This window comes from Actinomycetota bacterium (assembly GCA_018830725.1).
Lineage (GTDB): Bacteria > Actinomycetota > Humimicrobiia > JAHJRV01 > JAHJRV01 > JAHJRV01.
This window is the reverse complement of record JAHJRV010000122.1, coordinates 1-3,851: the sequence shown is the minus strand read 5'-3', so window position 1 is coordinate 3,851 and position 3,851 is coordinate 1. Positions and strand designations below refer to the sequence as shown.

General features: G+C 32.5%; 2 protein-coding genes and 1 pseudogene. 1 reads left to right on the top strand and 2 read right to left on the bottom strand.

Annotated elements, in window-relative coordinates; all coding sequences use genetic code 11:
• Positions 1-501: pseudogene (locus KKC53_05815) on the bottom strand (urocanate hydratase).
• A 185-nt stretch (positions 502-686) separates the two neighbouring features.
• The gene (gene hutH, locus KKC53_05810) at positions 687-2,216 is read right to left on the bottom strand and encodes a histidine ammonia-lyase (protein MBU2598665.1); all 1,530 of its coding nucleotides are present in this window, start codon (positions 2,214-2,216) and stop codon (positions 687-689) included.
• A gap of 230 nt (positions 2,217-2,446) precedes the next feature.
• Here hutH and KKC53_05805 point away from each other — a divergent pair.
• A partial coding sequence (locus KKC53_05805; GenBank protein MBU2598664.1) for a glutamate--tRNA ligase occupies positions 2,447-3,851 on the top strand: 1,405 nt, incomplete at its 3' end.

Genomic DNA, 3,851 nt, shown 5'->3' with positions numbered 1-3,851 from the left:
CCTCAACATCAAGACAAACTCCCTCATTCATTGTTATAGCAAGTGGTTGAGCACCACTCATTCCTCCCATTCCTGCTGTCAGTACAAATTTCCCTTTAAACTTCCACCAAAATATTTTGCTGCAACTTCCGATAGAGTCTGGTAAGTTCCTTGAAGAATTCCCTGAGTACCAATATAGATCCAACTACCTGCTGTCATCTGACCATACATAATGAGCCCTTTTTCTTCAAGCTCCCAGAACTTTTCCCAATTAGCCCATGCAGGAACTAAAAGTGAGTTAGCTAAAAGTACTCTTGGTGCATACGGATGTGTTCTAAAAACTCCAACCGGTTTTCCTGATTGGATAAGTAATGTTTCATCATTTTCTAAATTTTTTAAAGCTTCAACAATTGCATAATAACATTCCCAGTTCCTTGCAGCTTTTCCTGTTCCCCCATAAACTATTAATTCATCAGGTTTTTCCGCAACATCTGGATCCAAATTATTCATTAACATCCTCATAGCTGCTTCCTGAGCCCATCCTTTACAGGTTAACTTTTTCCCTCTCGGTGCTCTTACTACTTTAGGTTTTTTAACAATCTTCAAAACAATCACTCCCTCATTTTAAAAATCAAGGTAATTTGAAAGATAGAATAAATAAATATTAATTATAAAAAATTTAAATTTCCTGGTTAACTTCTTTTAATTTAAATTAATTTTCCAATTGAATTTTCAACAGTTTTTAATAATTTACCACTTTTAATTAATTCAATTGCTTTCTCAATATCAGGAGCCATTACTCTATCAGTTTCTAATTTAGAAATTTTTTCTCTCAATAGACTGTGTGCTAATTTTGTTCCCTCCCCCAATTTTATTGGATCATGAAAATCTACTGCCTGGCATGCGCATAATAGTTCAATTCCTATAATTTTTTCAACATTTCTTAATATTTCTTTTGCTTTTCTGGCTGCTATTGTACCCATACTTACAAAATCTTCCTGCCCTGCTGATGTTGGAATAGAATCAACACTTGCTGGATGAGATAATACCTTATTTTCAGAGACAAGTGATGCAGCTAAATATTGTGTCAGCATAAATCCAGAATTTAGTCCCCTTTCTTTTATCAAACCATGAGGTAATGTTTTATCTCTACAATTCACTAAATTATCAATTCTTCTCTCAGCAATATTTCCTAACTGCGAAATTGCTATAGAAAGAAAATCCAGTACAATTGCTACTGGTTGACCATGAAAATTTCCACCTGAAAGAATCTCTCCTCTATCTGGAAATATTAGGGGATTATCAGTAGCAGAATTTATCTCAACCTCCAACACTTCTTTAACATGGTTTAAAGAATTTCTAACTGCTCCATGAACCTGAGGAATACACCTAAAGCTGTATGGATCCTGCACTCTAATCCTATTAGCGTCTTTACTTATCAGCTCACTTCCAAGAAGCATTCTTCTCATATTTTTAGCAGAATCAATTTGACCCTGATGAGGTCTTGCTTTTTGAATATCTTCATCAAACTGCTCAATATTTCCTCGTATTGCTTCCATGCTTAGAGATGCTGTAATCTCTGCGCTTTTAACAAGATTATATGCATCAGAAAATGTTAAAACACCAAGTGCAGTCATCGCCTGAGTACCATTAATGAGAGCAATTCCTTCTTTGCTTTCCAGAATTAATGTTTTAATTTGTGCTTTTTCCATTGCTTCTTTACCAGATAATATATCACCATTATATTCTGCTTCTCCCAAACTTAGTATAACTAAAGCCATATGTGCTAATGGTGTTAAATCTCCACTTGCTCCCACAGAACCTTGACTCGGGATGATGGGATGAACTCCTTTATTTAACATTTCAATCAATGTTTTGATTATTTGAGGTCTTACTCCTGATAATCCCTTTGCAAGTGAATTAGCTCTAAGTAGCATCATTGCTCTAACAATATCCTTCTTAAAAGGTTTTCCCACTCCACATGCATGACTCATTATCAAGTTTTTTTGCAACTTTTTAGACTTGTCCTTTGAAATAACAACATTCGAGAATTCGCCAAAACCTGTTGTCACACCATAGATTACTTTATTTTCATTTATTGCATCTTCAACAATTTTTCTTGATTTTAAAACTTTCTGTTCAACATCTTTCGATAAATAAGCTCTTGCTCCTTTTCTTGCAACATCTATAATATTCTCAATTGTAAGATTTTCACCATCTATAAATACATCTTTCAATTTAAAACCTCACTTCATTAAATTTTGCAGTTAAATTTAGAAATTGAATCAGACAAAAAATGAGTTTTTATCATTTAAGCTTAATCAATTAAATTATATACCACTTCAAAATTTGCAAAAAGTATAATTACCATTATAATTTATAAAGAGATTTAAATAAAAATTATTAATAGAAAGGAGGACAGCTCTTCTCCTCCATCTTTGGAAAGAGGGTTACGAGCTGTTTTAATATGAATAACGAAAAAGTTAGAGTTAGATTTGCACCATCCCCTACTGGATATCTTCATGTAGGTCATGCAAGAACTGCAATATATAACTGGTTACTTGCAAAAAAGCATGGTGGTAAATTTATACTCAGAATAGAGGATACAGATGTAAAAAGACTTTTTTCAGGAGCAATTGAAGGTATATTAGAATCAATGTCTTGGTTAGGAATCAATTGGGATGAAGGTCCGGTTGTTGGTGGTAATTATGGTCCTTACCAGCAAAGTAAAAGGATGAAGCTTTACAGAAATGCTGCATACAAACTTTTAGAAGAAGGAAAAGCTTATAGATGTTTTTGTGAACCAAAAGAGCTTGAAGAAAGAAGAAGAATTGCTCTAAAAGAGAAAAGGCCACCAATGTATGATGAGAGATGTAGAAAATTTTCAGAAACAGAGATAGATAACCTTCTAAAAATAAAAAAACCATTCGCAATAAGACTTGCAATACCTGAAACAGGTATAACAGAAGTATGTGATTTGATACATAATAAAATAACATTTGAAAATGAATTTATTGAGGATCTTGTTCTTTTAAGAAGTAATGGAGATCCTACATATAACCATTGTGTAGTTGTAGATGATAATGCAATGAAAATTTCACTTGTAATAAGAGGTGATGATCATATACCAAATACTCCTAAACAGGTTAATTTATACAAAGCGCTTGGATATCCAATTCCACAATTTGCACATCTTCCTATGATTTTGGGTTCAGATGGTTCTAAGTTAAGCAAAAGACACGGTGCAACAGCTATTAACGAATATAAGGAAGTAGGATACTTACCTCAGGTAATGTTAAACTTTTTATCCCTTTTAGGTTGGTCTTATGATGATAAAACCACTATATTTTCAAAGGATGATTTAATAGAGAAATTTTCGATTGAAAATGTTTCTAAAAACCCAGCAATATTTGATATCAAAAAACTGGATTGGATGAATGGCTATTATATAAGAAATTTAACTATTAAAGAATTAGTAGAATTGATTATACCGTTCTTACAAAAATCAGATTTGCTTCCAAAAAAAATCTCTAAAGAAGACAGAGATAAAATAGAAGAGATTGTTCCAATAATTCAGGAGCGAATTAAACATTTGTCCGATGTCGCTCCTTTAACAGATTTCCTATTTAAGGAGAAAATAGAAATTGAAGAAAAATCACTAAAAGATTCTAAAAAAATTGAAAATAAAAGAAAAATTATCAATTTAGCAATATCAAAATTGAATTCCTTAAAAGACTTTTCGAGAGAAGGGATTGAAAAAGTACTCAGAGAAGTACTGGATGAGCTTTCAGTTAAAGCAAGGAAGGCATTTATGCTGATAAGGATAGCTATTTCAGGAAAGAAGGTGAGTCCTCCTTTATTTGAATCAATCT